Source organism: Aerococcus urinae (genome assembly GCF_001543175.1).
Classification (GTDB): domain Bacteria; phylum Bacillota; class Bacilli; order Lactobacillales; family Aerococcaceae; genus Aerococcus; species Aerococcus urinae.
Window position 1 is genome coordinate 1513633 of sequence record NZ_CP014161.1, and the last position, 23868, is coordinate 1537500.

General features: G+C 41.8%; 35 protein-coding genes. All 35 read right to left on the reverse strand.

Annotation, left to right across the window (positions count from 1 at the left end; all coding sequences use genetic code 11):
• Window positions 1–11: 11 nt before the first annotated feature.
• Window positions 12–956 carry a DNA-directed RNA polymerase subunit alpha gene (locus tag AWM73_RS06850; RefSeq protein WP_060778666.1) on the reverse strand — a complete coding sequence of 315 codons (945 nt, stop codon included), beginning with the start codon at window positions 954–956 and terminating at the stop codon, window positions 12–14.
• Window positions 957–1031: 75 nt separating this feature from the next.
• Window positions 1032–1427: a 30S ribosomal protein S11 gene (gene rpsK, locus AWM73_RS06855; protein ID WP_013669034.1), complete on the reverse strand. Its 396-nt coding sequence runs from the start codon at window positions 1425–1427 to the stop codon at window positions 1032–1034.
• A 31-nt stretch (window positions 1428–1458) separates the two neighbouring features.
• Window positions 1459–1824 (reverse strand): 30S ribosomal protein S13, encoded by a 366-nt coding sequence (gene rpsM, locus AWM73_RS06860; protein WP_060778667.1) that lies wholly within the window; start codon window positions 1822–1824, stop codon window positions 1459–1461.
• A 25-nt stretch (window positions 1825–1849) separates the two neighbouring features.
• Window positions 1850–1963 (reverse strand): 50S ribosomal protein L36, encoded by a 114-nt coding sequence (rpmJ, locus tag AWM73_RS09010; protein ID WP_013669541.1) that lies wholly within the window; start codon window positions 1961–1963, stop codon window positions 1850–1852.
• Window positions 1964–1986: 23 nt separating this feature from the next.
• Window positions 1987–2205 carry a translation initiation factor IF-1 gene (gene infA, locus AWM73_RS06865; protein WP_013669764.1) on the reverse strand — a complete coding sequence of 73 codons (219 nt, stop codon included), beginning with the start codon at window positions 2203–2205 and terminating at the stop codon, window positions 1987–1989.
• 99 nt (window positions 2206–2304) lie between these two features.
• Window positions 2305–2958, reverse strand: a complete 654-nt coding sequence (locus tag AWM73_RS06870) for an adenylate kinase (RefSeq protein WP_060778668.1) — start codon at window positions 2956–2958, stop codon at window positions 2305–2307.
• A 20-nt stretch (window positions 2959–2978) separates the two neighbouring features.
• On the reverse strand, window positions 2979–4277 hold the full coding sequence (gene secY, locus AWM73_RS06875; protein WP_060778669.1) for a preprotein translocase subunit SecY: 1299 nt from the start codon (window positions 4275–4277) through the stop codon (window positions 2979–2981).
• Window positions 4277–4717 (reverse strand): 50S ribosomal protein L15, encoded by a 441-nt coding sequence (rplO, locus tag AWM73_RS06880; RefSeq protein ID WP_013669395.1) that lies wholly within the window; start codon window positions 4715–4717, stop codon window positions 4277–4279. Before rplO ends, secY begins: the two co-directional genes overlap by 1 nt.
• Window positions 4718–4740: 23 nt before the next feature.
• On the reverse strand, window positions 4741–4923 hold the full coding sequence (rpmD, locus tag AWM73_RS06885) for a 50S ribosomal protein L30 (protein WP_013669956.1): 183 nt from the start codon (window positions 4921–4923) through the stop codon (window positions 4741–4743).
• 11 nt (window positions 4924–4934) lie between these two features.
• A complete protein-coding gene (rpsE, locus tag AWM73_RS06890; protein WP_013668649.1) occupies window positions 4935–5441 on the reverse strand; it encodes a 30S ribosomal protein S5 in 507 nt (168 codons plus the stop codon).
• A gap of 20 nt (window positions 5442–5461) precedes the next feature.
• Window positions 5462–5827, reverse strand: coding sequence for a 50S ribosomal protein L18 (rplR, locus tag AWM73_RS06895; RefSeq protein ID WP_013669422.1), 366 nt, complete (start codon window positions 5825–5827; stop codon window positions 5462–5464).
• Window positions 5828–5869: 42 nt separating this feature from the next.
• Complete coding sequence (rplF, locus tag AWM73_RS06900; RefSeq protein ID WP_060778670.1) at window positions 5870–6409, reverse strand: 50S ribosomal protein L6; 540 nt, start codon at window positions 6407–6409, stop codon at window positions 5870–5872.
• Window positions 6410–6443: 34 nt separating this feature from the next.
• Window positions 6444–6842: a 30S ribosomal protein S8 gene (gene rpsH, locus AWM73_RS06905; RefSeq protein WP_060778671.1), complete on the reverse strand. Its 399-nt coding sequence runs from the start codon at window positions 6840–6842 to the stop codon at window positions 6444–6446.
• A gap of 29 nt (window positions 6843–6871) precedes the next feature.
• Window positions 6872–7057: a type Z 30S ribosomal protein S14 gene (locus AWM73_RS06910; protein ID WP_041705886.1), complete on the reverse strand. Its 186-nt coding sequence runs from the start codon at window positions 7055–7057 to the stop codon at window positions 6872–6874.
• 18 nt (window positions 7058–7075) lie between these two features.
• Entirely contained in the window at window positions 7076–7618 is a 543-nt protein-coding gene (rplE, locus tag AWM73_RS06915; RefSeq protein ID WP_013669078.1) for a 50S ribosomal protein L5, read from the reverse strand.
• 25 nt (window positions 7619–7643) lie between these two features.
• On the reverse strand, window positions 7644–7952 hold the full coding sequence (gene rplX / locus AWM73_RS06920) for a 50S ribosomal protein L24 (RefSeq protein ID WP_060778672.1): 309 nt from the start codon (window positions 7950–7952) through the stop codon (window positions 7644–7646).
• Window positions 7953–7979: 27 nt separating this feature from the next.
• Window positions 7980–8348, reverse strand: a complete 369-nt coding sequence (rplN, locus tag AWM73_RS06925) for a 50S ribosomal protein L14 (RefSeq protein WP_013669368.1) — start codon at window positions 8346–8348, stop codon at window positions 7980–7982.
• 27 nt (window positions 8349–8375) lie between these two features.
• Window positions 8376–8642 carry a 30S ribosomal protein S17 gene (gene rpsQ / locus AWM73_RS06930; protein WP_013668808.1) on the reverse strand — a complete coding sequence of 89 codons (267 nt, stop codon included), beginning with the start codon at window positions 8640–8642 and terminating at the stop codon, window positions 8376–8378.
• 32 nt (window positions 8643–8674) lie between these two features.
• Window positions 8675–8869: a 50S ribosomal protein L29 gene (gene rpmC / locus AWM73_RS06935; RefSeq protein ID WP_013670083.1), complete on the reverse strand. Its 195-nt coding sequence runs from the start codon at window positions 8867–8869 to the stop codon at window positions 8675–8677.
• Window positions 8862–9290: a 50S ribosomal protein L16 gene (gene rplP, locus AWM73_RS06940; RefSeq protein ID WP_013669835.1), complete on the reverse strand. Its 429-nt coding sequence runs from the start codon at window positions 9288–9290 to the stop codon at window positions 8862–8864. The genes rpmC and rplP overlap by 8 nt, the downstream gene beginning before the upstream one ends.
• A gap of 2 nt (window positions 9291–9292) precedes the next feature.
• The gene (rpsC, locus tag AWM73_RS06945; RefSeq protein ID WP_013668835.1) at window positions 9293–9943 is read right to left on the reverse strand and encodes a 30S ribosomal protein S3; all 651 of its coding nucleotides are present in this window, start codon (window positions 9941–9943) and stop codon (window positions 9293–9295) included.
• A 3-nt stretch (window positions 9944–9946) separates the two neighbouring features.
• On the reverse strand, window positions 9947–10303 hold the full coding sequence (gene rplV / locus AWM73_RS06950) for a 50S ribosomal protein L22 (protein ID WP_013669907.1): 357 nt from the start codon (window positions 10301–10303) through the stop codon (window positions 9947–9949).
• A 22-nt stretch (window positions 10304–10325) separates the two neighbouring features.
• Window positions 10326–10604, reverse strand: a complete 279-nt coding sequence (gene rpsS / locus AWM73_RS06955) for a 30S ribosomal protein S19 (protein WP_013668682.1) — start codon at window positions 10602–10604, stop codon at window positions 10326–10328.
• Between the two features lie 34 nt (window positions 10605–10638).
• Window positions 10639–11475, reverse strand: coding sequence for a 50S ribosomal protein L2 (gene rplB / locus AWM73_RS06960; protein WP_013670129.1), 837 nt, complete (start codon window positions 11473–11475; stop codon window positions 10639–10641).
• An 11-nt stretch (window positions 11476–11486) separates the two neighbouring features.
• Window positions 11487–11789, reverse strand: coding sequence for a 50S ribosomal protein L23 (rplW, locus tag AWM73_RS06965; RefSeq protein WP_060778673.1), 303 nt, complete (start codon window positions 11787–11789; stop codon window positions 11487–11489).
• A complete protein-coding gene (gene rplD, locus AWM73_RS06970) occupies window positions 11789–12412 on the reverse strand; it encodes a 50S ribosomal protein L4 (RefSeq protein ID WP_060778674.1) in 624 nt (207 codons plus the stop codon). The genes rplW and rplD overlap by 1 nt, the downstream gene beginning before the upstream one ends.
• A gap of 22 nt (window positions 12413–12434) precedes the next feature.
• Window positions 12435–13070 (reverse strand): 50S ribosomal protein L3, encoded by a 636-nt coding sequence (gene rplC / locus AWM73_RS06975; protein WP_013669423.1) that lies wholly within the window; start codon window positions 13068–13070, stop codon window positions 12435–12437.
• 45 nt (window positions 13071–13115) lie between these two features.
• Window positions 13116–13424 carry a 30S ribosomal protein S10 gene (rpsJ, locus tag AWM73_RS06980; protein ID WP_060778675.1) on the reverse strand — a complete coding sequence of 103 codons (309 nt, stop codon included), beginning with the start codon at window positions 13422–13424 and terminating at the stop codon, window positions 13116–13118.
• Window positions 13425–13857: 433 nt separating this feature from the next.
• Window positions 13858–15273 carry a L,D-transpeptidase family protein gene (locus AWM73_RS06985; RefSeq protein ID WP_060778676.1) on the reverse strand — a complete coding sequence of 472 codons (1416 nt, stop codon included), beginning with the start codon at window positions 15271–15273 and terminating at the stop codon, window positions 13858–13860.
• Window positions 15274–15450: 177 nt separating this feature from the next.
• The gene (gene tuf, locus AWM73_RS06990) at window positions 15451–16635 is read right to left on the reverse strand and encodes an elongation factor Tu (RefSeq protein WP_060778677.1); all 1185 of its coding nucleotides are present in this window, start codon (window positions 16633–16635) and stop codon (window positions 15451–15453) included.
• A gap of 136 nt (window positions 16636–16771) precedes the next feature.
• Window positions 16772–18865, reverse strand: a complete 2094-nt coding sequence (gene fusA / locus AWM73_RS06995) for an elongation factor G (RefSeq protein WP_060778678.1) — start codon at window positions 18863–18865, stop codon at window positions 16772–16774.
• 102 nt (window positions 18866–18967) lie between these two features.
• Entirely contained in the window at window positions 18968–19438 is a 471-nt protein-coding gene (gene rpsG, locus AWM73_RS07000; RefSeq protein ID WP_060778679.1) for a 30S ribosomal protein S7, read from the reverse strand.
• A gap of 26 nt (window positions 19439–19464) precedes the next feature.
• Complete coding sequence (gene rpsL / locus AWM73_RS07005; protein WP_013669654.1) at window positions 19465–19878, reverse strand: 30S ribosomal protein S12; 414 nt, start codon at window positions 19876–19878, stop codon at window positions 19465–19467.
• A 339-nt stretch (window positions 19879–20217) separates the two neighbouring features.
• A complete protein-coding gene (locus AWM73_RS07010; protein ID WP_060778680.1) occupies window positions 20218–21909 on the reverse strand; it encodes a hypothetical protein in 1692 nt (563 codons plus the stop codon).
• Window positions 21910–22346: 437 nt separating this feature from the next.
• The gene (lysS, locus tag AWM73_RS07015; RefSeq protein WP_060778681.1) at window positions 22347–23849 is read right to left on the reverse strand and encodes a lysine--tRNA ligase; all 1503 of its coding nucleotides are present in this window, start codon (window positions 23847–23849) and stop codon (window positions 22347–22349) included.
• Between the last annotated feature and the right edge of the window lie 19 nt (window positions 23850–23868).

Here is a 23868-nt window from a genome sequence, read left to right on the forward strand (position 1 = left end):
TCTTAAAGATATTAGTCATCATCTTTTAAAGATAAGTCTAATGCGTCGAGTTTGCCCTTGACTTCATCTAATGATTTACGTCCTAAGTTACGGACCTTCATCATTTCTGCTTCAGTCTTTTGAGTCAATTCTTCAACGGTATTAATCCCTGCCCGTTTCAAGCAGTTATAGGACCGTACCGATAAGTCTAATTCCTCAATGGTCATTTCGAGCATTTTTTCTTTTTGTGTTTCTTCTTTCTCAACCATGATTTCAGCTTCTTGAGCTTCATCAGTTAGGCTAACAAAGATCGCAAGATGTTCCGTTAAGACTTTAGCCGCTAAGCTTAAAGCTTCCTTAGGGGCAATCGTTCCATCCGTCCAAATATCGAAAGTCAATTTATCATATTCATTGACTTCACCAATCCGGGTATTTTCTACTTGGTAGTTAACCTTCTTGATTGGTGTATAGATTGAATCGACCGGAATGACACCAATAGGCATATCGTCCGTTTTGTTGTTTTCTGCACGAACAAAGCCACGTCCATTCTTAACATGCATCAGCATATGGATTTTGGCACCTTCAGCCAAAGAACAAATATGTAGATCTGGATTCAAAACATCGAAGTCCGCGTCAGCAGTAATATCTGCCACAGTCACTTCAGCTGGTCCAGTAATATCAAGTTCAATGTCCTTTTCATCGACATCGTATAATTTAAGCGCAAGTTGCTTAATATTAAGAACAATTTGGGTAACGTCTTCACGTACTCCTGGAATAGTTGAAAATTCATGTAAAACATTTTCAATCTTTATCGATGTTACAGCTGTCCCTGGTAATGAGGATAAAAGTACACGACGAAGGGAATTACCTAAAGTCGTCCCATAACCTCTCTCTAGTGGTTCGACAGCGAATTTACCAAACTTATTATCTTCGCTGGTTTCAATGGTTTCGATATTTGGCTTTTCAATTTCGATCATCTAGTAGTTTACCCCTTTCAAAACGTGAAAACTTGCACCTTTAAGTAAGTCCAAATGCATCAATCGTTTTAAATATTAAACACGACGACGTTTTGGAGGACGACAACCATTATGAGGAATAGGTGTTACATCACGAATTGCAGTAACTTCTAATCCTGCAGCTTGAAGTGCACGAATAGCAGATTCACGACCAGAGCCAGGACCTTTTACCGATACTTCTACGGTTTTCATCCCATGATCCATTGCTGTTTTAGCAGCGGTTTCTGAAGCTAATTGTGCAGCATATGGTGTTGATTTACGGGAACCTTTAAAGCCAAGAGCCCCTGCAGAAGACCAAGAAATCGCATTTCCTTGTTCATCAGTAATCATCACAATAGTATTGTTGAATGTTGAGTGAATATGTGCGACGCCTGACTCAACATGTTTCTTGACACGACGTTTACGTGATCCTTGACGTTTTGCTTTTGCCATCTGTATGCTAACCTCCTTTATTTTAAATTAATTATTTCTTCTTAGCGATTGCTAAGCCACGTTTACCTTTACGGGTACGTGCATTGTTTTTAGTATTTTGTCCACGAACTGGTAAGCCACGACGGTGACGCATACCACGGTATGAACCAATTTCTTGTAAGCGTTTGATATCCATATTGATATCGCGGCGTAAGTCACCTTCAACTTTGATCTTGTCCACTTCTTTACGTAGGCGGTCAAGTTCATCGTTAGTGAGGTCACGAACACGAGTATCTTCGGAAACATCACAAGCTTCACAAATCTTTTCAGCAGTGGCTTTACCGATACCGAAAATGTAGGTTAATGAGATAACAACGCGTTTATCTCTAGGAATATCTACTCCTGCAATACGTGCCATTTATCTGGTCCCTCCTATCTATTAATTAACCTTGACGTTGTTTATGTTTAGGGTTCGCACAAATAACCATCACACGGCCACTACGGCGAATTACCTTGCATTTTTCACAAATAGGTTTTACTGATGCTCTAACTTTCACTCTTTTACCTCCTTATACCACCATTACTTGAATCGGTAGGTAATACGTCCTTTACTTAAGTCATAAGGAGACATTTCTACCTTTACACGGTCGCCAGGTAAAATACGGATATAATTAACACGCATTTTTCCTGAAATATGCGCTAAAACTTCAAAGCCGTTTTCGAGCTCGACTTTGAACATTGCATTTGGTAACGATTCAGTAACAGTACCTTCAACTTCAATCATATCTTCTTTAGCCACAATATATCCTCCCAGTCTATCCAAGTAATAGCTTCAAACAGTAGGTGTATCTTTCGACTAACTCGAATATTTTACCACAACAAAGAATAGTTATCAAGTCTAATCTTCGATAACTTCAGAAATGCGGTTAAAGACATTTTCAATGCCAATGTCGCCAGGAACCTTGTAGAGTTTGCCCTTTGCTTCATAGAATTCAACCAAAGGCTTGGTTTGTTCGAGGTTCACCTGGATACGATTTTCGACAACTTCAGCTTTGTCATCCTCACGTTGGTAGAAATCATGACTACCACAACGGTCACAGGTGTTTTCTTCTTTTGGTGGGTTAGAGTTCACATTGTAGGTTGCCCCACACGAACGACAAATGTTTCTGCCGGTTAAACGTTGTTTTAGCACCTCAGGATCAACATCAATGTAAATGACTGCATCAATGGGTTGATCGATACTTGCCGTAATCTCTTCCAAAGCCTCAGCTTGGTTGATGGTTCTTGGGAAACCATCTAACATATAACCCTCATCGTCTTTGACTTGAGCTAAGCGGTCTTTGACAATGCCGTTAGTTACTTCATCAGGTACTAAAGAACCAGAATCCATGTAGGACTTGGCCTTCTTCCCTAATTCCGTACCGTCAGCCATAGCTTGGCGGAACATATCACCAGTAGAAATATGAGGAATTTTATAAGCTGCTTCAATGCGTTCAGCTTGGGTTCCCTTACCTGCACCAGGTAGACCCATTAAAATAATATTTCTTTTCATCTTTATGCACTCCCAATTTCCTATTCACGAATGAATCCAATATAACGATGTTTGATTAAACGTCCTTCAATTTGTTTATAGGTATCTAATGCGACTCCGACAACGATCAACAAGCTAGTCCCACTTAAAGCAACTCTTTGTGACATATCTAAAACATAAGAAATCACTAAAGGCGCGGTGGCAATGGCCATTAAGAACAGAGCACCAAAGAAACTTAAACGATTGAGAACCGTTGAAATAAACTGTTCAGTCGCTAAACCAGGACGAACACTAGGAATGTAAGCACCTGATTTTTGGAAGTTCTCAGCCACACGTTCTGGATTAATTTGAATATGGGCATAGAAGAAGGTGAACAGAATAATCGTCACCGCGTATAGGGCAATTCCTAAAGGATCTTGTAATGAAAAGATCCGTGAGACGAGTTTAAACCATTCAGCCTCTCCATGAGAAGCTCTAAAGAAATTCAAGATCGTTTGCGGAACCATAATTAGGGAACTAGCAAAGATCACTGGGATAACACCAGCTGAATTGATTTTCAATGGTAGGTGGGCACGTTGGTTAGCGCTATTGGCCCGTTTAGAATAACGCACCGGAATTCGGCGTTCAGCCTGGTTGATAAAGACCACAAAGGTAATGATGAGGATCATTATCAGGATAAAGGCTAGTGCCAATAAGCCATTTTGAACCAAGGCGTTGCCTTCTGCCTTGAGAAGTTTGGAACTTACAAAAGCGACAATTTCTGTAGGGACACGAGAAACGATCCCGGCAAAAATAATCAATGATGTTCCGTTACCCACCCCATATTGGGTGATTTGCTCCCCAATCCAAGTAACAAACATGGATCCAGCGGTCATTATCAAGGCAATGAATAAGTAAGTTGTCGTACTTGGGTTTTGAATTAAGCCGAATTGGGCTAATGAGTTAAACCCTAATGACAATGCTAATGATTGAAAGAAAGCGATCGCTACTGCAAAGTAACGCGTCCATTTATTTAACTTCCGACGCCCTACCTCCCCTTGCTTGGACCACTCGGTGAATGATGGAACAATTTCCATCTGCAAGAGCTGGATAACAATCGAAGCAGTAATGTAGGGTGAAACACCTAAGGAGAAGATGGAGTAACTCGCTAAGGCTCCACCACCAAAGGTATTTAACAAGCCGAATAGGCCCGAATTTGCTAAAGTCGATACCGCTCCAGCATTAACAAAAGGAACGGTAATATGTGAGCCGATTCTAAAGACAATTAACATCCATAGAGTAAAGAAGATTCGACCTCTAATATTTTTGTCCTTGAAGGCTTGTTTCAAGGTGCTAAACATTAGATCACCTCGCAAACTCCCCCAGCGGCTTCAATAGCTTCTTTTGCAGACGCTGAGAATTTAGCAGCTTTTACTGTTAACTTACGTTCTAAGTTACCTTGTCCTAAAATTTTAACGCCAGCTTTTTCCTTCTTGATTAAACCTGCTTCAGCTAATTCATTGGCTGAAACTTCTGAGCCGTCTTCAAAAACATTTAAGTCTTCGATATTAACAATCGCATATTCTTTACGGTTAATGTTGGTGAAACCACGTTTAGGGATACGACGGTAAAGTGGAGTTTGTCCACCTTCGAAGCCTAGACGAGTACGTCCACCGGAACGTGCTAATTGTCCTTTTTGACCACGGGTAGAGGTTTTACCCCAACCTGACCCTGATCCACGACCTACACGTTTGCGTGAATGACGAGATCCTTTTGCGGGTTGTAATTCATGTAATGCCATCTAGTCTGCACCTCCTTTAGATATTATTTTACGTCTTCAACAGAGACTAGGTGGGCTACTTTATTAATCATACCATTAATTGCTTCATCGCGTGTCTTAACAACACTGTAGCCAACATGTTTTAAACCTAGTGCTTTAACGGTTCTAATTTGATCTTCTTTGCGACCAATTAAACTTTTCTTTAAAGTAATTTTTACTTCTGACATGGTTTGTCCCCCTAACCTAATAGTTCTTGTACGGATTTACCACGTAATTGAGCAACTTCTTTAGGGTCTTTTAATTCAGCAAGACCTTGGATAGTTGCTTGAACCATATTAATTGGTGTATTGGATCCGAGAGATTTTGAAGTAATATCAGCAATACCGGCTAATTCAACAACGGCACGGATTGGACCACCAGCGGCAACCCCAGAACCGACTTTAGCAGGTTTAAGCATAACACGACCACCATTGAATTTACCAATGACTTCATGTGGAATAGTTGTACCAGCAAGTGGAACCGCGATCATGTTTTTCTTACCATTTTCAATCGCTTTATTGATTGCTGCAGGCACTTCAGAAGCTTTACCGGTACCAAATCCTACGTGACCTTCACCGTCACCAACAACCACTAAGGCTGCAAAGCGCATCCGGCGACCACCTTTAACAACTTTGGTTACTCGATTAATAGCAACAACGCGATCTTCAATTTTTTTGTCATCAATTTGAACGAAATCTTTTGCCATGTTTAGGTATCCTCCTTTGCTTAGAATTCTAATCCATTTTCACGAGCGGCTTCTGCTAAGGCTTTCACACGGCCGTGATATTGGTAACCCCCACGGTCAAAGACTACTGCAGTCACTCCTGCTTCTTTTCCGCGTTCAGCAATGGCTTGGCCAACTGCTTGGGCATTTTCAGTTTTGCTTCCTTTGTTTAATTCTGAATTGGCATCAGAGGCACTTGCAAGCGTAACACCCGCTACGTCATCAATTAATTGAGCGTAGATGTGTTTATTTGAGCGGTAAACACTCAAGCGTGGGCACTCTGCTGTTCCAGAAAGATTACGACGAATACGTGCATGACGTTTTTGACGTAATGCATTTTTATCTGGTTTGCTAATCAATTTTGTCACCTCTTAATTATTATTTTTATTAGGCAGATTACTGTAAGTCGATTACTTACCAGTTTTACCTTCTTTACGGATAATGTGTTCGCCAGCGTATTTAATCCCTTTACCCTTGTAAGGTTCTGGTTTACGTACTTGACGGATTTTAGCAGCTAATTCGCCAACTTTATCTTTGTCAGCACCGTTGATTTTGATTTCTGTATTGCTTGGTACCTCAAAGTCAATACCTTCTGGTGCTTCAAATTCTACTGGATGGGATAATCCCACTTGTAAGACAAGTTTTTTACCTTGTAATTGCGCACGGTAACCAACCCCGGATAGTTCCAATTGTTTGGAGAAACCTTCGTGGGTTCCTACTACCATGTTATAGAACAATGAACGTGACGTTCCATGCATAGAACGGGCTTCTTTTGATTGGTTTACTGGTTCAAAAGTATATTCATTTTCTTCGTTTTGAGCGATTTTAATCAATGGATTGAATTCGCGTGTTAATTCACCTTTAGGGCCTTTAACAGTAACGGTAGAACCGTCAATAGATACGGTTACGTCACTTGGTACGGCAACTGGTTTATAACCAATACGACTCATCTAGGCTGCACCTCTTTCTATAATGATTTCTCTCTTACCATACGTAGGCAAGAATTTCGCCACCAATGTTCTTTTGGCGTGCTTCTTTGTCAGTAACAACACCTTCAGATGTTGATACAATGGCAATTCCTAATCCGTTTAAGACTTTAGGAATTTCATCACTTTTTGCGTAAACGCGTAATCCTGGTTTAGAAATACGGCGTAAGTTTGTGATGATACGTTGGTTATCGGCACCGTATTTCATGAATACGCGGATAATCCCTTGTTTGTCGTCTTCTAAGACTTCATAGCCTTTAATATAGCCTTGTTCTTCTAAGATTTTAGCAATTGCTTCTTTCATTTTTGAAGCTGGAACTTCAACTGTTTCATGACGCACTAAGTTAGCGTTACGAATACGAGTTAGGAAGTCCGCAATTGGATCTGTCATGACCATCTAAGTACACCCTCCTTTATATTACTTGATTACCAACTAGCCTTCTTGACCCCTGGAAGTTGTCCTTTATGGGCAAGTTCACGAAGACAAATACGGCATAATTTAAACTTACGGTAAACAGAGTGGGGTCTGCCACAGCGTTCACAACGTGTGTAAGCCTGTGTTGAATACTTAGGTTTACGTTTATTCTTTTCGATCATTGCTTTTTTAGCCAAACCGTTCGCCTCCTTGTACTATTTTTGGAATGGCATTCCTAATTGTGCCAATAATTCTCTTGATTCTTCATCGGATTCTGCGGTTGTGACGATAACAACGTCTAGACCACGAACTTTATCAACTTCATCAAAGTCGATTTCTGGGAAGATTAATTGTTCACGAATACCTAAGGTGTAGTTACCACGTCCGTCAAAGGAACGTTTGCTAATACCGCGGAAGTCACGAACACGAGGAAGTGAAACATTAATTAACTTGTCTAAGAAGTCATACATACGTTCACCACGTAAGGTAACTTTGGTACCAATAGGCATACCTTCACGTAAGCGGAAACCAGCGATTGATTTCTTCGCCTTGGTGATAATTGGTTTTTGACCAGAGATCTTGGTTAATTCTTCCACTGCGTTTTCAAGATTTTTTGAGTTGGAGACAGCGTCTCCGACACCCATATTTAAAACAATCTTGTCAACTTTAGGCACTTGCATTGGGGAAGTATAGTTAAACTTTTCAATTAAAGCGTTCTTTACTTCGTTATTGTATTTTTCTTTTAAATGATTAGCCATAATCTGTTAGTTCCTCCTTCCTTAATTAATCTAAGGCTTTGCCAGATTTTTTAGCGACACGAACACGTTTGCCGTCACGTTCTTCAATGGCAACGCGAGTCTTTTCGTTGGTTTCTGGATCAATTAATTGGACATTTGATACATGAATTGCAGCTTCTTCTTCGATGATGCCGCCTTGTGGATTTGCTTGGGATGGACGTTGGTGTTTCTTCACTAAGTTTGCGCCTTCAACGAGTACGCGGTCTTTCTTAGGGAAAGTTTTTAAAACTGTTCCTTGAACGCCTTTGTCTTTACCAGCAATAATTTCTACTTTATCACCTGTTTTAATACGCATCTTTTGGACACCTCTCTTTCAATATGATTAAAGTACTTCTGGAGCGAGTGAAATAATACGCATATAGTTGTTTTCACGTAATTCACGAGCTACTGGTCCAAAGATACGAGTTCCACGTGGTGTTTTGTCATCACGAATAATTACACAGGCATTTTCATCGAATTTGATGTATGAACCATCAGCACGACGTGTTCCACTCTTGGAGCGAACAATAACAGCTTTTACCACATCACCTTTTTTAACAACGCCACCGGGTGTAGCTTGTTTTACTGTACATACAATAACGTCACCGATGTTAGCTGTTTTACGACCTGAACCACCTAAAACGCTGACACATAGGACTTCACGTGCTCCTGAGTTATCAGCAACTTTCAAGCGACTTTCTGTTTGAATCATCTTCTAGTATCCTCCTTCCAGTTAGCGTTAAATAATAACTGATTTTTCAACAATTTCAACTAGACGGAAATATTTATCCTTAGATAGTGGACGGGTTTCCATAATTTTAACGGTGTCGCCTACTTTTGCTGAATTCTTTTCATCATGTACTTTATATTTCTTGGAATACGAAATACGTTTTTTGTATGTTGGATGGAATTTAAATGTGTCTACTTGGACAACAATCGTCTTATCCATTTTATCGGAAACAACGCGTCCTTGTAGAACTTTACGGTGATTACGTTTTTCTGCCATTTCTTTAATATCCTCCTTTACTGATTAACGTTTTACGCGAGTTCTTGTTGACGCAATGCTGTTTTAATACGAGCAATTTGTTTACGAACTTGTTTAATACGCGCAGTATTTTCTAATTGACCGGTTGCCAATTGGAATCGTAAATTGAATAACTCTTGTTTGTATTCTTGTTCCTTTGCGTTTAATTCAGCCACGGAAAGATCTTTTAATTCAGAAAATTTATTCATTCGATTCACCACCTACATCACGTTTGACAATCTTACAACGAATTGGTAATTTGTGGGCGGCAAGACGTAGCGCTTCACGAGCAACTTCTTCAGGCACCCCTGCAATTTCAAATAAAATTTTTCCGCGTTTAACAGGAGCTACCCAGCCTTCTGGAGCACCTTTACCGGAACCCATACGAACACCAATGGCTTTGGCGGAGTATGGTTTGTGAGGGAAGATTTTAATCCATACTTTCCCTCCACGTTTCATATAACGTGTCATCGCGATACGGGCTGCTTCGATTTGGCGGTTGGTGATCCATTTAGAATCTAATGCTTGTAAGCCATATTCACCATAGGCGATTTCTTTACCGCCTTTAGCTTCTCCACGCATTTTTCCGCGGAACTCACGTCTATGTTTAACACGTTTAGGTACTAACACGATTATTCCTCCTCTTGATTATTAGTTGTTGGAAGAACTTCTCCACGGCAAATCCAAACTTTAACACCAATTTTACCATAGGTGGTGTCTGCTTCTACCCAGGCATAATCAATGTCAGCACGTAGGGTATGTAGTGGAACAGTTCCTTCGTCTAATGCTTCGGTACGAGCCATATCAGCACCGTTTAAACGGCCAGATACTTGGACTTTGATACCTTGAGCGCCTGCTTTCATGGTGCGTTGAATGGCTTGTTTCATCGCACGACGGAAAGCAATACGGTTTTCTAATTGTTGAGCGATGTTTTCGCCGACTAATTCTGCACTTAAGTCAGGTTGTTTAACTTCGATAACGTTGATGTGCACGCGTTTACCGGTTAATTGGTTGAGGTCTTTACGGAGTTTTTCAACTTCAGAACCACCCTTACCGATAACCATACCTGGTTTTGCGGTATGCACATTGATGTTTACCTTGTTAGCTGCACGTTCAATTTCAACTTGTGAGATTGAAGCATCTTTTAGCGCGTCTTCAATATAATCACGGACAGCTAAGTCTTCATGTAACGTGTTGGCATAATCTTTTTCTTCAAACCAGCGTGCATCCCAGTCTTTAATGACCCCGATACGTAAACCGGTTGGATTAATTTTTTGACCCACTAATTACTCCTCCTCTGCTTCTTTTACCACAACAGTAATGTGGCTGGTGCGTTTATTGATACGTGAAGCTGCGCCTTTAGCACGTGGACGGAAGCGTTTCATGGTTGGTCCTTCGTTCACATAGGCTTCACTGACATATAATTTAGTTACATCTAAGTCTGAATTGTGTTCTGCGTTAGCAACAGCTGACATTAACACCTTTTCAATCACAGGACTAGCTGCACGAGGGGTGTTTTTTAGAATAGCGATTGCTTCGCCAACGCTCTTGTTGCGAATTAAGTCAATTACTAAGCGCGCTTTACGGGCTGGAATTCGAACTGTTTTCGCAGTAGCTTTTGCAGATAAAACTTGTTCTGCCATTATTTATTTTCCTCCTCTCGCATTAACGACGTGTCTTCTTGTCGTCTGCAGCATGACCATGGTAAGTACGGGTAGGAACAAATTCACCTAATTTGTGTCCAACCATGTCTTCTTGAATATAAACTGGAACATGTTTACGTCCATCGTGAACAGCAATCGTTAAACCAATGAAGTTAGGAAAGATTGTTGAACGACGGGACCATGTTTTGATTACTTGTTTTTTATCGTTGTCTTGTTGTTCTTGAACCTTTTTCATTAAGTGTTCGTCACAAAAAGGTCCTTTTTTAATACTACGGCTCATTTACTCTGGCTCCTTTCGTCAAGATCTAGTTAGTTTAACGTTTCTTGCTACGGTGACGTACAATTAATTTATTGCTACGTGCGTTCTTATCACGAGTCTTAATACCACGAGCTGGTTTACCCCATGGGGTCATTTGAACCTTACGTCCGATTGGTGCACGACCTTCACCACCACCGTGTGGGTGATCGTTAGGGTTCATTACGGAACCACGAACAGTTGGGCGTTTACCTAACCAGCGACTACGTCCAGCTTTACCGCTGTTAATCAATTCGTGTTGTTCATTACCAACAGAACCGACTGTCGCCCGGCATGTCCCTAAGATAAAACGTACTTCACCAGAGTTTAATTTTACGAGGACATATTTGTCTTCTTTACCTAAAACTTGAGCACTGGTACCAGCAGCACGAACTAATTGGCCACCCTTACCAGGTTTGGTTTCGATGTTATGGATCACAGTACCCACTGGGATATTCTTAAGAGGTAAAGCGTTACCTACTTTGATATCAGCGTCAGCACCAGATTGGATCCGGGTACCTACTTGTAAGCCTTTAGGTGCGATGATGTAGGTTTTAACCCCGTCAGTATAATGGATTAATGCGATGTTAGCGGAACGGTTTGGATCGTATTCGATAGCCTTAACCACGCCTTCAACGTTATCTTTGTTACGTTTGAAGTCGATTAAACGATAAGCTTGTTTGTGGCCACCACCATGGTGACGAACAGTGATACGACCTTGGTTGTTGCGTCCAGCTCTTCTGGATTGTTTAGCTAATAAGCTTTTTTCAGGTGTTTTCTTGGTGATTTCGGAAAAATCAGAACCTGACATATTACGACGTCCGTTAGTTGTCGCTTTATAAACTTTAATCGCCACGTTAATTCCTCCTATTCTTCAGAATCTTCATCAGTTGTTGGGAAGATTTCAATTGATTGACCTTCGGCAACTTCGACAATGGCTTTGCGACGTTTGCGGGTATAACCTGCATAACGTCCCATACGTTTTAACTTGCCACGTACATTAAGGATGTTTACTTTAACAACTTTTACTTGGAAAAGTTCTTCAACAGCTTGTCTCACTTGAGTTTTGTTAGCGTCTGTAGCTACTTCAAAAGTGTACTTGTTGTCATCCATAGCTTCCATTGAAGCTTCAGTAATGATTGGGCGTAGAATAATATCTTGAGCACTCATTATGCAAGTACCTCCTCTACGTTAGAAAGAGCTGATTGAGTCATAAGCACTTTCACATGGTTTTCTAAATCGTAAACGTTCACGTTATCTTCATCAACTACGGTAACGTTGTTTAAGTTACGTGCAGATAAGTGGGCGTTAGTGTTGTCTTTATCTACAACCACTAAGACTTTTTCGTTAACATTTAAGTTTTCGAGAATGTTTTTGAATTCTTTGGTCTTTGGTGCATCTAAGCTAAGTGCGTCAACAACCACTAAGTTGTCTTGGCTCACCTTACGTGATAATGCAGAACGTAAAGCTAAGCGACGTACCTTACGAGGTAACTTGTAGCTGTATGAACGTGGGGTAGGACCGAATGCGCGTCCACCACCAACCCATTGAGGAGCTCGGATAGAACCTTGACGAGCACGACCGGTTCCTTTTTGACGCCATGGTTTACGTCCACCACCACTAACAGCGGAACGGTTTTTCACTGAATGTGTTCCTTGGCGACGGGAAGCGCGTTGCATCAAAATAACATCAAAGATTGCGGTTTCGTTTGGTTCAATAGCGAAGATGTCGTCTTTTACTTCGATTTCGCCGTTTTGTGAACCATCTTGTTTATATAAGTTGATTTTAGCCATTATTTTCTTCCTCCTTCCTCAATTATTCAGCTGATTTAGCAGCTGTCTTGATTTCAACGAGTGATTTCTTGGCACCTGGAACATTACCTTTCACTAAGATAACATTCTTATCTGCCATCACTTTAACGATTTCTAAGTTTTGAATGGTTACAGTGTTGCCACCCATTTGTCCTGGTAAGTTTTTACCCTTAAAGACTTTGGAAGCATCTGAAGCCATACCCATTGATCCAGCAGCACGGTGGTAGTGAGAACCGTGAGACATAGGACCACGTTGTTGACCATGACGTTTGATCGCGCCTTGGAAACCTTTACCTTTAGAGGTTCCAGTTACATCAACGATGTCGCCTTCTTGGAAAATATCCACCTTTACTTCGCTACCTACTTCGTATTCTCCTAGCTCAACATCTTTGAATTCGCGAATGAAGCGCTTAGGAGTAGTTTCTGCTTTTGCTACATGACCTTGTTCAGGTTTATTGGCAAGAACTTCACGTTTGTCGTCGAAACCTAATTGAACAGCTTCGTAACCATCGTTTTCCAAAGTTTTCACTTGTAAAACAACATTAGCTTGAGCTTCGATAACAGTAACTGGCACTAATTCGCCAGATTCAGTGAAGAACTGAGTCATACCTACTTTTTTACCTAAGATTCCTTTAGTCATGATTACACCTCCATAAAATTATTTTTTTAAAATTGGTTAACTAAATTAAAGTTTGATTTCGATGTCCACACCACTTGGTAAGTCGAGTTTCATTAAAGCGTCGACTGTTTTAGGTGTTGGGTTAACAATATCCACTAGGCGTTTGTGTGTACGCATTTCGAATTGTTCCCGTGAGTCTTTGTACTTGTGAGTTGCACGGATCACGGTGAAGATTGAGCGTTCAGTTGGTAGTGGGATTGGCCCTGCTACTTGTGCTCCTGTACGTTTAGCGGTTTCTACAATTTTTTGTGCGGATTGGTCTAACGCACGATGTTCATAAGCCTTTAAGCGGATACGAATTTTTTGTTTTGCCATTATATTTCCTCCTCGTCATAATTCTACGATTGACTAGCTCCATATGAAAGACCGGCTCCACCCTCTTGGCAAAGCTCCCGGGTGTGTCGCAACCTCATACTTCAAAGCTTGGGCTGATTGACCCCAGGGCATAGTAACCCCTGGAATTTACAGCACTCTTACAATTATACAGACATGTCGATGTGATATCAAGGGTTTCCGCCTACTTTTTTAAAAAAATCGCCAAAAACTTTCTTAAACCGCCCTCTTGTCTCCAAGCCTACCCCTAATAACTTTAGGCATGAGCTATATTGTCTAAGTTCCCGCTGAATTGGTCGACTGGACTCACTTAGATAGACAAAAAGAAACCGAGGCTTTCTATCTGATAAGACTCGGTTTCTCTCCTATATTACTATTATATGTTCATTTTTGTTGCTATAAATAGTCTGCTTATTTAATGAAGAGATTCTTCATTAAAGATGACCACTGGCATACCCACATAAGATTTAGCAAAGATGGTAGGCATGACATTGATTGAGGTATTGACACAACCGTAGGACCCTGCCATGTTGCGGTAGAGTTGACCACCAAAGGCCGGTTGCCACTTAGCATCATGGATGCCTTCCGCATGGTAGTCAAAAGCCATCCAATAATCTACTGGTTGCTCATAAGGGATCCCAGTGATTGGTGAATTGGCTCTTAGGATACTTGGTGACTCCATATTCCAAATTTCATTGGCACCCGGAATGGTTGGCGACTTGTCTTGTCCAGTAATCACATCGGTTTCCAGACTCAGTTGGCCATTTTCATAGAGGAATAGTTTTTGGTTAGGGATATCGACTTCAATATAAGTGTCGCCAAAGAAATTATCCACCTTGTAGCCTTGACCGGCAATACTTGGTTCAAAACTCTTATCCTCACCGGCTAAGACCGCTTGGGCCACTTCTTCTACCGCGCGGTCACGGTCAATATACCAGCCATAAATGCCAGGGAAAATGGTCACTGTCCCTGACATGGTGGACTTAAATTCGTGTGGGTTTAATAAGCCAGACACTTTTTGGTTGAGCTCTTGTAAGTAAGCTGAAATCTTAGACCGGTCCACATCAATCGAAGAGTCCGCTTGAACAATCAGCCAACTTTGAATGGTGGCGGGATCAATCGGATAGTCTTTATCTTCGATATTAAGGGCTAGCTTCATAGAAGAAATCTTATTAAATTGCTCCATCTGCTTTTGTATTTCGGGGTCATCGGATTTCACTTGAGGCTCTAAGTAAGCATCCTCCAACTTCACCTGATCTTGCCCTTGGTCGATGGCTGATTGAATCAATTGGCCTAATTTTTCCTTTGATACTTGGTTCCCATGGCTTTCTTTTTTAATGCTTAATTGGTTATTGGCCTGGTCCACTACCACTTGGGCATTAGTGGGAGCTTGGCGCTCAGCATTATTAATCGCTAAGTCATTAACCAACCCCTTAAGGGCAGCTTCATTATTCTTACTTTCTTCAACGGCTAAGACACCATGGTCTTGGTTAAACCAAGCTAAAGGCCAAGTCCAAGCATTTTGTTGAGCTAAGACCTGTTCTAAGGAAGAATTGATATTAAATTGAATTCCAACATCTTGGGGTTTGACTTCCTTAATTACTTGATCTTTTTCCGTAACCTTAACCCCTAAGTCGGATAACTTGTCCTTGAGGCGACTTTCTGCCTCTTCCGGACTTTGGTGACTAATATCTGTTGCAGCCATCACCGTTTCTGGCAGGAAGTGTCCTTGATAATAATAGCTCCCTCCTAAATAGACCAGTGCTAAGACACTGATCACCGTTACCAGAGCAATTAAAAAGCCCTTTTTTCCATTATGCTTACTAGCCATATCTTTTCCTCCCCGACAAGTTGCTTTCGTTTTTTCTCTAACAATTTGTCTTAATTTAGTAAATAACTATTAATAAAATACCGACAATTACCTGTTTTGTAAACCATTTAGTTCTAAAATTATTTATAAAATAAAAAAAGAGCTCGGATGAGCTCTTTTTTCTGGAATGTTCTAAAATTAAAGAATTTCAGAAACAACACCGGCACCAACAGTGTGGCCACCTTCACGGATTGAGAAGTTAGTACCTTCTTCAATAGCGATTGGGTGAATTAATTTAACTTCCATAGTAACGTTGTCACCAGGCATTACCATTGGTGTGTCTTCTGGTAAGATAACTTCACCGGTAATGTCAGTTGTACGGAAGTAGAATTGTGGACGGTAGTTGTTCATGAATGGGGTGTGACGTCCACCTTCTTCTTTAGTTAAAACATAAACTTCAGCTTTGAATTCGGTATGTGGAGTAATGGTACCTGGTTCAGCTAAAACTTGACCACGTTCGATGTTTTCACGGGTAATACCACGTAATAAGGCACCAACGTTGTCACCTGCTTCAGCGTAGTCAAGTGTTTTACGGAACATTTCAAGACCGGTAACAGTTGTTTTTTCAGGTTTGTCAGCTAAACCAACGATTTCAACTTCTTTACCAACTTCGATCTTACCACGTTCAACACGACCAGTAGCAACGGTACCACGACCGGTAATTGAGAATACGTCTTCAACTGGCATCATGAATGGTTTGTCAGTGTCACGTTCTGGAGTTGGGATGTATTCGTCAACAGCTTCCATTAAGTCTAAGATCGCTTGTTCAGCATCTGCGTCGCCTTCAAGAGCTTTTAATGCAGAACCTTTAATTACAGGAACGTCATCTCCTGGGAAACCATATTCACTTAATAAGTCACGAACTTCAAGTTCAACTAATTCAAGTAATTCTTCGTCGTCAACCATATCACATTTGTTTAAGAATACAACGAAGTAAGGAACCCCAACTTGACGAGCAAGTAAGATGTGTTCACGAGTTTGAGCCATAGGACCGTCAGTTGCGGCAACAACTAAGATCGCACCGTCCATTTGAGCAGCACCGGTGATCATGTTCTTAACGTAGTCCGCGTGGCCTGGGCAGTCAACGTGAGCGTAGTGACGGTTAGCTGTTTCGTATTCGATGTGAGAAGTGTTAATAGTAATCCCACGTTCTTGTTCTTCAGGTGCGTTATCGATCGCAGCGTAGTCTTTAGCTTCACCGAAACCATTTTTAGCTAAAACAGTAGCGATAGCTGCTGATAAAGTGGTTTTACCGTGGTCAACGTGACCTAAAGTACCGATATTTACGTGTGGTTTACTACGATCAAAATGTTCTTTTGCCATTGTATAATTTTCCTCCTAAAAGTTAACACTAAATTTCTATCTTATGTATATAGATTCAGTAGTTTAATTATATGAGATAGGCCTTGATAAAGTCAAGGACTCTACCTCATCTTTCCTTGATTTTTAAGCCTTTAGACTAATCTTCAGAACCTTTACCATATTTAGCAATGATTTCTTCACTGACAGATTTTGGAACCGGTTCATAGTGGTCAAAGGTCATGGTAAATGTCCCACGTCCTTGGGTTGCTGAACGTAAGGTTGTTGCATACCCAAACATTTCAGATAGTGGCACAAATGAGTGTAAGGTTAAAGCGTTACCGCGTGGTTCTTGTCCTTCGATACGGCCACGACGTGCGGAAACATGTCCCATAACATCGCCTAAGTAATCTTCAGGAACAACAATATCAACCTTCATCACAGGCTCAAGGATTACTGCGCCAGCATCTTTAGCTGCATTACGTAATGCAAGAGAAGCGGCAACCTTGAAGGCTGCTTCACTGGAGTCGACATCGTGGTAAGAACCATCATAAAGTTTAGCCTTCACGTCAACTAATGGGAAGCCTGCGAGGACACCATTTTCCATAGCGTCTTTCAAACCAGCTTCAACTGAAGGGATGTATTCACGAGGAACAACCCCACCGACGATAGCGTCTTCGAATTCGAAACCGGCACCTTCTTCGTTAGGGGTAAATTCGATCCATACGTCCCCGTATTGCCCTTTACCACCAGATTGACGAACAAACTTACCTTGGGCTTGTGTTTGTTTGGTGAAGGTTTCACGGTAAGACACTTGAGGAGCACCAACAGTTGCTTCAACGTTGAATTCACGTTTCAAACGGTCAACGATAATATCTAAGTGCAACTCACCCATACCGGCAATAATGGTTTGACCAGTTTCATGGTCGGTACTTGCACGGAAGGTTGGATCTTCTTCAGCTAATTTACCCAAAGCAATTTGCATCTTGTCTTGGTCAGCCTTGGTGTTTGGTTCGATAGCCACTTCGATAACAGGTTCTGGGAATTCCATTCTTTCCAAAATAATTGGGTTCTTGGTATCACAGAGGGTGTCACCAGTTGTGGTGTTCTTCAAACCAACCGCAGCAGCGATGTCACCAGAGAAGACTTCTTCAACTTCTGAACGAGAGTTAGCGTGCATCAATAAGATACGTCCGACACGTTCACGGGTGTCAGAAGTAGCGTTAAGCACGTATGAACCAGCTTCAAGAGTCCCTGAGTAAACGCGGAAGAAGGTTAAACGACCAACATAAGGGTCTGTCATCACCTTGAAGGCTAAAGCTGAGAATGGTGAGTCATCGTTTGCACGAACTTCAAAGGTTTCATCTGGGTTGTTTGCACGTTCTGCTTCAATTGGAGGAACGTCAGTAGGTGCAGGTAAGTAGTCAATAACTGCATCTAGCATTAACTGAACCCCTTTGTTCTTGAAGGCAGATCCACATAATACTGGGAAGAATTCCAAGTTCAAGGTTGCTTTACGGATAGCAGCTTTTAATTGGTCTTCAGTGATTTCTTCACCTTCGAGGTAAGCAATCATTAAGTCTTCGTCAGTATCTGCAACGGCTTCAACAAGGTCAGTACGCCATTTTTCAGCAAGTTCTTGATATTCTTCTGGAATATCTTCTTCATCAATCACTTGACCCATTTCGTCTTCATAAATTTCAGCTTTCATCTTAACTAAGTCAATGATTCCAGTGAAATTATCTTCAGCACCAATAGGTAATTGGATTGCGTGAGCATTTGCTCCTAAGCGGTCTTTGATGGTGTCAACAGCATATAAGAAGTCAGCACCGATCTTGTCCATCTTGTTAGCAAATACGATACGTGGAACATGGTAGGTATCAGCTTGACGCCAAACCGTTTCTGTTTGAGGTTCTACCCCGGATTGAGCGTCAAGAACGGTTACGGCACCATCAAGAACACGTAAGGAACGTTCAACTTCAACCGTGAAGTCCACGTGCCCTGGGGTGTCGATAATGTTTACTCGATAACCCTTCCATTGTGCAGTTGTCGCTGCAGAAGTAATCGTAATCCCACGTTCTTGTTCTTGTTCCATCCAGTCCATTTGGGAAGCCCCTTCGTGGGTTTCACCAATTTTGTGGATTTTACCGGTATAGTACAAGATACGTTCAGTCGTCGTTGTCTTACCGGCATCGATGTGGGCCATAATTCCGATGTTTCTTGTTTTTTCAAGAGGGAATTCTCTTTTAGCCATCTTTGAATAACTCTCCTTTACTTTAAAATAGAATAAAAACTTGTCCTCACTTATGATACCTGCCGTACTAGGAAATTTCCACTAATAAAGCAGGAAAATTTATTACCAGCGGAAGTGAGCGAAAGCTTTGTTGGCTTCAGCCATACGGTGGGTTTCTTCACGTTTTCTAACGGCAGCACCGGTGTTGTTAGCAGCGTCCATGATTTCACGCGCTAAACGAACGTTCATGGTTCCTTCACCACGGTTACGAGCTGCTTGAACGAGCCAACGAAGAGCTAAAGTTTGACGGCGTTCTGGGCGAACTTCCATAGGCACTTGGTAGTTAGCACCCCCAACACGACGCGCTTTAACTTCTAAAACTGGAGAAATGTTTTCAAGCGCTTCTTGGTAAACTTCCATAGCGTCATTTCCAGTTTCTTCTTTAATAATATTAAAAGCATTGTATAAGATGGTTGCTGCTTTACCACGTTTACCGTCAACCATAATTTGGCTGATTAGGCGAGTAACCATTTTTGAATTGTAAATTGGGTCTGGCAATACATCACGTTTTGCAACATGTCCTTTACGAGGCATCCAATGCCCTCCTTTCTGATTTAATCTTAGTCTCTAGGTTTTTTGGTTCCGTATTTAGAACGACTTTGACGGCGGTTTTCAACACCAGCAGTATCTAAAGCGCCACGAACGATGTGGTAACGAACCCCTGGTAAGTCCTTAACACGACCACCACGAATAAGTACGACACTGTGTTCTTGAAGGTTGTGCCCAATTCCTGGAATATAAGCAGTAACTTCAACCATGTTGGATAAACGTACACGAGCGTATTTACGTAAGGCTGAGTTAGGTTTCTTAGGTGTCATCGTCCCTACACGGGTACATACTCCACGCTTCTGAGGAGAGTTGGTACGGGTAGGTTGTTTTTTCATTGAGTTATAACCTCTGTTCAAAGCAGGTGAATTTGATTTTGCCTTGCTAGATTTACGAGGTTTACGTAATAATTGGTTAATAGTAGGCATTTACTATTATTCCTCCTTCCAATTCTTCTGTTTTCATTTTAAAGCCACACATCCTGGTGTGTCATCTACTACAAAAAAGAAATAATCGACACCTAGTGAATCGATTATTGGTGATTTATGTTGTGCCATGATGTATCAGTCAGCACGACTGTATTTTGTTTACAGGAATCTGTATACAAAAAGCACCTTAAATACTCTACCACCCTTTGGATTTAATGTCAACAAATTCATTTAAAAATTCCTCTTTTAGATCACTACAGATAGAAATAAGAGAAAATAAGTAGCTAAAACAAAAAGAAAGCCGGAAATCCGGCTTTCCTTCATTCTTGATTTAATCAACTAATCGACGACTTCCATTTTCTCCACCTGGCCGTCCTCTTTGACTTGGAGTTTAACCGCCGTATCGGGCACCAGGAAGGGAAGCTCTTCATTAAGTTGAATGGGGACTTGGTAGATACTGCCATCGATCTTCAGGTAATAGACCGAATTGCCCTCTTTGACTACGGCAGCGATTTGGTCTAATTGCCCTTCAATAGTTTTAAGGTCTTCCATTTGACTGACCTCTTCAAAATGGGCACCACTAGCCTTGGCATACTCTTCAATCAAAGCAGGTACTGACTGAGCGATGATCACATTTTGATAGTTATTGACATCAATTAAGGCATACTGCTTAATTAACCCAGCCTGGTCCTTTAGAGACAAGATATACATAGGATTGCCCTTTAAATTGATTAAGAGTGGGAAAGTCGCTTGGTAGCCTTTTTCTTGGACAGAGCCTTCCGAAGACTTCATGGCTGAAATTTCCTCAGCCGCGGTCAAGGGGTAGAAACTGGTCTCCTTGGTCCGCATATTAACCAAGACAAAGCCGATATTTGAGGCATCTTGGGCTACCGAAGTGACCCCGGTATAAAGGAAGATGTCATCGTTCATGGGCAAGTAATTATAGCCTGCTGTGGGCTTGGTCACTCCCGCCTTAGCAAATAAGGCATTCCAAAAGCCGCCCCGGTATTTCCCGTTCATCTGCAGTTGGTGAAGGATAATGTCGGAAGAATAGACCCGGTCGATCCAGCCAGGCACTTGGTCCAATTGATAGTGCTGGGTCTCCCCACTTACCGCATCCAATAAGACCACTCCTGTAGGTTCAGGCTCCTTGACTATAAAATGCTTCCCATAAGTGGTCGCCACATAGTAGGGATGGCCTTGGTCGTCGACCTCAAAGGATGGTTGGTTAAAAATAGCAAAGGGATAGCGTAGGCGCAAGACCCGTTTGGCATTGCGGAAGAAGAGATCATCATTGGTGTACCTCATGGTCTGCTCTAAGCCCACTAGTTTAGTATCTCCTGAAACCATATCGACTTGGATATAGTTAGGAATCCCCTGTCTAAAATTATTCAACCACTTGAAAAAGCCAGCATATTCCAGGGGGGATACCCGGTAGGGATGGCCTTGAATATTAATTTGCGTATAGTCAGGAGCCGCTTCAAACTGAGAAACCAATTCAGAAAGTTCCCCCAGACGGCGGTTTCCTAATAAGGCAGCCGTATCGCGGTCAATCAAGGGGATCTGACTCACATCGGTTTCTGGAAAGTCTTCCTTAAAATCTTTCTTATCCAGTTCGATCATATGGGCATAGCGGTCAGCCATGAATAAGGGACTATAAATCACCTGGATAGCCAGATAGGCAAGGAGTACCAGCCCTACTCCAGCAAAAAGAATCCGATATTTACGCTTAGGCCGGTCTTTTTGACTCAAGGCAGACCGCAAACGCTGGCCAAGATTTGCTTGCCGGGCCTTCTGACGGTGAGTTCGTTTTAGCTCACTATCATAGACCGCTTCAGCAATAAAGAAAAGTAAGGCTCCCAGACCAAGAAAGGCCCAAAAAGCCATGGAGGCATAGTTCAAAGGGGGCAGGTAAAAATAATAGTAGCCTAATAAGATTAATAAGGCCCCAGCATGTAAGCCCAAGCGCAATCTTTTCAGCTGACTGTTTTTCTTTTGGTCTTCTTTTTCTGAATGGGTGACGTCTTTCATAAGCTTTCCTCCTCAAGTGACTTGTCTGCAGGCGTCAGTTCATCGTTATGTATCTATAAGTATGTTTGACTTAATTATATCAATAAAAAGGCTGCTTCATCTTCCTTCTAGTGAAAATCAAGCAGCCTAAGACTTATGGCAGATCAGCTGGTGCAAAAGACTCAGTCTCTTTTTAAAACAAAAATTTTCTAATCAAAACCTGCTCCAAGCGCAGAGCAAGCGTCCATTTCAGAAAATGGCGACAAATCTCTCTAAGAATTTTTACGCCCTTTTCTTCCAATGGTCTTGCTCTTTGGAGCACCCGTCGCACTCTACCCAAACCTGCTCGCTGACAAAAGTGAACTCCGCTTCAGAAATATTTGGCAATCCTTTTCAAGGATTGCCGCATATTTCTTCCAGCGTTTCACTTTTCGTCGTCAGCTCGCACTCTTTTATTTTTATTTATTACGCATGGTTGGGAAAAGTAGGATGTCGCGGATGGAGTCCGAGTTGGTAAATATCATTACCAAACGGTCAATCCCAATTCCTAAACCGCCCGTTGGTGGCATCCCGGTTTCTAGGGCTTCCACGAAGTCCTCATCCATATGTTGGGCTTCATCGTCACCGAGTTCTCTTTCCTTGACTTGAGCTTCAAAGCGTTGCCGTTGGTCGATCGGGTCGGTCAATTCAGTAAAGGCATTGCCTGCTTCCGCTCCGGCAATAAAGGCTTCAAAGCGGTCGGTGAAGCGGCTATCTTCTTCATTGGCCCGTGCCAATGGTGAGATTGACTTCGGATGACCATAAACAAAGGTTGGTTGAATTAAAGTCTCTTCCACAAAAGTTTCAAAGAATTCGTTAACCACCTTACCAAAGTCATCCGTGTCTTTGAATTCAACCTGATGTTCTTTGGCTAATTGACGCGCTTCTTCATCGGTCATTTCTTGCCAGAAGTCAACCCCAGTCGCCTCTTTAATAGCGTCAACCATGTGGACCCGGCGCCACTGACCAGAGAAGTCTAATTGGTGGTCCCCATAAGGAATGGTGGTTGATCCCACCACTTGGCTAGCAATATGGTGGTATAATTCTTCGACTAAGTCCATCACGTCCCACATATCGCTATAAGCAGTATAGAGTTCCAGCAAGGTGAACTCAGGATTGTGGGTGTGGTCAATCCCTTCATTTCTGAAAACCCGACCAATTTCATAAACTTTTTCCATTCCTCCGACGATTAAGCGTTTGAGATGGAGTTCCAAAGCAATGCGTAGGTATAAATCAATATCTAAAGCATTATGGTGAGTAACGAAAGGACGGGCATTGGCTCCCCCAGGAATGTTATGTAAAACTGGGGTTTCCACTTCTAAGTAGCCACGTTGGTCGAGGAAACGACGGATTTCACTAATGATCTTTGACCGGGTAACAAAGCGGTCATAGCTCTCCCGGTTAGTAATCAAGTCCAAATGGCGTTGACGGTAGATTTGTTCCTTGTCTTGTAAACCATGGTACTTGTCAGGAAGTGGACGCAGCGCCTTGGTTAGATGTTTTAATTCTTCTGCCTTAACCGATAATTCACCGGTATTGGTCCGCATCACATAACCTGAAACAGCGATAATATCACCGAGGTCAGCCTTCTTCCAGATATCCATATAATCCTTGTCGCCAATTTCGTCTTTACGAACATAAATTTGAATTTGACCAGACCCGTCTTGAATATGACCAAAACCTGCCCGACCCTTTCCTCTCTTTGTCATGAGGCGGCCAGCAATATTAACAAAGACTGCCTTATCAGCTAGTTCGTCTTTGTCAAAAGCTTCATATTGGTCATGGATTTCTTGAGCGAGGGCATCGCGCTTAAAGCCTTTCGCAAATGGTTGGTAGCCATTTTCTATTAATTCATCTACTTTTTCGCGACGGACTTGCATTTGGTCATTCATCGCTTCATGCTGTTGGTTTTCCTTTGCCATTATCGACACTCCCATACTA

Bases quoted from the DNA above. Each gene is read 5' to 3' on its own strand.
- AWM73_RS06850 (WP_060778666.1), bottom strand. From the start codon at position 956: ATGATCGAAATTGAAAAGCCAAATATCGAAACCATTGAAACCAGCGAA.
- rpsK (WP_013669034.1), bottom strand. From the start codon at position 1,427: ATGGCAAAAGCAAAACGTCAAGGATCACGTAAACGTCGTGTCAAGAAA.
- rpsM (WP_060778667.1), bottom strand. From the start codon at position 1,824: ATGGCACGTATTGCAGGAGTAGATATTCCTAGAGATAAACGCGTTGTT.
- AWM73_RS06870 (WP_060778668.1), bottom strand. From the start codon at position 2,958: ATGAAAAGAAATATTATTTTAATGGGTCTACCTGGTGCAGGTAAGGGA.
- secY (WP_060778669.1), bottom strand. From the start codon at position 4,277: ATGTTTAGCACCTTGAAACAAGCCTTCAAGGACAAAAATATTAGAGGT.
- rplO (WP_013669395.1), bottom strand. From the start codon at position 4,717: ATGGCATTACATGAATTACAACCCGCAAAAGGATCTCGTCATTCACGC.
- rpmD (WP_013669956.1), bottom strand. From the start codon at position 4,923: ATGTCAGAAGTAAAAATTACTTTAAAGAAAAGTTTAATTGGTCGCAAA.
- rpsE (WP_013668649.1), bottom strand. From the start codon at position 5,441: ATGGCAAAAGATTTCGTTCAAATTGATGACAAAAAAATTGAAGATCGC.
- rplF (WP_060778670.1), bottom strand. From the start codon at position 6,409: ATGAGTCGTATTGGTTATAAACCAGTTGCCGTACCAAGTGACGTAACC.
- rpsH (WP_060778671.1), bottom strand. From the start codon at position 6,842: ATGGTCATGACAGATCCAATTGCGGACTTCCTAACTCGTATTCGTAAC.
- rplE (WP_013669078.1), bottom strand. From the start codon at position 7,618: ATGGCTAATCATTTAAAAGAAAAATACAATAACGAAGTAAAGAACGCT.
- rplX (WP_060778672.1), bottom strand. From the start codon at position 7,952: ATGCGTATTAAAACAGGTGATAAAGTAGAAATTATTGCTGGTAAAGAC.
- rplN (WP_013669368.1), bottom strand. From the start codon at position 8,348: ATGATTCAAACAGAAAGTCGCTTGAAAGTTGCTGATAACTCAGGAGCA.
- rpsQ (WP_013668808.1), bottom strand. From the start codon at position 8,642: ATGGCAGAAAAACGTAATCACCGTAAAGTTCTACAAGGACGCGTTGTT.
- rpmC (WP_013670083.1), bottom strand. From the start codon at position 8,869: ATGAATAAATTTTCTGAATTAAAAGATCTTTCCGTGGCTGAATTAAAC.
- rplV (WP_013669907.1), bottom strand. From the start codon at position 10,303: ATGGCAGAACAAGTTTTATCTGCAAAAGCTACTGCGAAAACAGTTCGA.
- rpsS (WP_013668682.1), bottom strand. From the start codon at position 10,604: ATGAGCCGTAGTATTAAAAAAGGACCTTTTTGTGACGAACACTTAATG.
- rplW (WP_060778673.1), bottom strand. From the start codon at position 11,789: ATGAGTGCTCAAGATATTATTCTACGCCCAATCATTACTGAAGCTTCA.
- rplD (WP_060778674.1), bottom strand. From the start codon at position 12,412: ATGGCTAAAATCAACTTATATAAACAAGATGGTTCACAAAACGGCGAA.
- rplC (WP_013669423.1), bottom strand. From the start codon at position 13,070: ATGACTAAAGGAATCTTAGGTAAAAAAGTAGGTATGACTCAGTTCTTC.
- rpsJ (WP_060778675.1), bottom strand. From the start codon at position 13,424: ATGGCAAAACAAAAAATTCGTATCCGCTTAAAGGCTTATGAACATCGT.
- AWM73_RS06985 (WP_060778676.1), bottom strand. From the start codon at position 15,273: ATGGCTAGTAAGCATAATGGAAAAAAGGGCTTTTTAATTGCTCTGGTA.
- tuf (WP_060778677.1), bottom strand. From the start codon at position 16,635: ATGGCAAAAGAACATTTTGATCGTAGTAAACCACACGTAAATATCGGT.
- fusA (WP_060778678.1), bottom strand. From the start codon at position 18,865: ATGGCTAAAAGAGAATTCCCTCTTGAAAAAACAAGAAACATCGGAATT.
- rpsG (WP_060778679.1), bottom strand. From the start codon at position 19,438: ATGCCTCGTAAAGGACATGTTGCAAAACGTGATGTATTGCCAGACCCA.
- rpsL (WP_013669654.1), bottom strand. From the start codon at position 19,878: ATGCCTACTATTAACCAATTATTACGTAAACCTCGTAAATCTAGCAAG.
- AWM73_RS07010 (WP_060778680.1), bottom strand. From the start codon at position 21,909: ATGAAAGACGTCACCCATTCAGAAAAAGAAGACCAAAAGAAAAACAGT.
- lysS (WP_060778681.1), bottom strand. From the start codon at position 23,849: ATGGCAAAGGAAAACCAACAGCATGAAGCGATGAATGACCAAATGCAA.